This is a genomic window from Streptomyces sp. NPDC101166 (assembly GCF_044768125.1).
Classification (GTDB): Bacteria; Actinomycetota; Actinomycetes; order Streptomycetales; family Streptomycetaceae; genus Streptomyces.
Map to the genome: position 1 here is coordinate 1 of NZ_JBIWPF010000130.1, position 1,405 is coordinate 1,405.

Sequence of the window (1,405 nt, forward strand, 5' to 3'; positions counted from 1 at the left end):
TGATTCGGCCTCGAGGGTGATTCCGGCGTTCATCGCGTCCGCGCCGGCGAAGCGTGCCGAATCGAGCTTCCACCCGAGCACCGTGGAGATGGTGATCTTCTCCCCGCTCACTTGATCCCCTTGAATCCGGCCACATTCGCCTCTTCCATCCCATCGACTGTGCCGGCCGCGTTATCGGTCAGAGTCGCGAACTGGTCGAGTCTGCCTTGATGGAGCGTCACCACCCGATCCATCGCCTTCAGTACGCTCTGGACGTTTTTCGCGAAGGCGGAGAACGGCATCGCGCCGGGAGCGGCGTCACGGTTGTGCTCGCCGATCGGGTTCAGTTTGCCGATCGCACCGGCATGGGTGCGGGTATCGGTCGCGAGCCCACGCAACTTTTCGGGATCGAAGGCAACCATGTCTACCGTCCCACCAACAGCTTTCGCTTCATGAATCCCCCAGCACTAGCCATGCGCTGCTGAATAGTAGCGGTCGGTATGTACTGGGAACAATCCGACGCTCGGTGTCGGTACAGTGTCGGGCAGTCGGGGGGAGACATCCCGGCATGGACGATCCGGAAAAAGGGGAGCGAAGCACGTGGACCAGCGTCGCGCGCGGGCCGAGAAGATCGATGAGGCCATCGGGGTGGTCCGGGCCCAGGCTCGCGCCGCGGACCGGAGCATGGCGATCGAGGTGGATGCCTACGGCCAGATCACCCAGATCAGGCTGGCGCCGCACGCCGCCGCGGAGGGGACCCAGCAGCTCGAGCGGACCATCATCGAGCAGTACCGGGCGGCGCGCGCCGATGCGGAAGCGCAGGCGCACAAGGTGTACGAACAGTTCCTTCGAGACGAGAAGAAGAACGCCGTACAGGCGACGCCACCGCCGCAACCCGAATGGGCCGACCAGGACGACCTGCAGCCGGTCAGGCTCTGGACCAACTGAGGCGGCTACGGGTCAGGTAGCGGCCCCGGGTGAGCCGAGGCAGACCCGGCCACCGCAGCCCGGGAATGTCTGCTGGCGGGGAGGTACCCACCCTGGTCAGCGGCGTCCTGTCGTATCGGATCACGCGCGGCGAGCCCGACGGCAACCGGGTGTACGTCGAACTGGATTTCGGTAGCCGCGAGCACGCTCGATCTTTCGCCGCAGTGCTGGAAGGGATTTGGCGCACTCCTCGATCGGCCGGGGTCCTGGTGAACCATGGAGCACCCGAAATCCGCGATCTCGTCGAGCGGCAGACCCTGCAACCGAATGCCGGGCTCAGTACGTTCTGAGCCCTCCGCCTTCGAGATTCAGCATGGATTCGTGGGTCGGTCGTGGAACGGAATCGAATTCCGGTGGGTTTTAAGGATTCGGTAAGCGGGGGCGGCGAGAGTTCGCGCATGGTCACGAATCGTGGGGCTGCGCTGGAAGCAGCCGGGGG

At 64.8% G+C, this 1,405-nt stretch carries 3 protein-coding genes; 2 read left to right on the plus strand and 1 reads right to left on the minus strand.

The genetic code is table 11. The features are described from left to right. Window positions 1–107: 107 nt before the first annotated feature. Window positions 108–401 carry a hypothetical protein gene (locus ACIRS4_RS37020; protein ID WP_404204479.1) on the minus strand — a complete coding sequence of 98 codons (294 nt, stop codon included), beginning with the start codon at window positions 399–401 and terminating at the stop codon, window positions 108–110. Window positions 402–579: 178 nt separating this feature from the next. On the opposite strand from ACIRS4_RS37020, the gene ACIRS4_RS37025 reads away from it, so the two are divergent. After that, on the plus strand, window positions 580–927 hold the full coding sequence (locus ACIRS4_RS37025) for a YbaB/EbfC family nucleoid-associated protein (RefSeq protein ID WP_404204481.1): 348 nt from the start codon (window positions 580–582) through the stop codon (window positions 925–927). A gap of 65 nt (window positions 928–992) precedes the next feature. Continuing rightward, window positions 993–1,256: a hypothetical protein gene (locus tag ACIRS4_RS37030; protein WP_404204483.1), complete on the plus strand. Its 264-nt coding sequence runs from the start codon at window positions 993–995 to the stop codon at window positions 1,254–1,256. Window positions 1,257–1,405: the final 149 nt, after the last annotated feature.

Coding starts and splice junctions, on each gene's coding strand:
- ACIRS4_RS37020 (WP_404204479.1), bottom strand. CDS start 401: ATGGTTGCCTTCGATCCCGAAAAGTTGCGTGGGCTCGCGACCGATACC.
- ACIRS4_RS37030 (WP_404204483.1), top strand. CDS start 993: ATGTCTGCTGGCGGGGAGGTACCCACCCTGGTCAGCGGCGTCCTGTCG.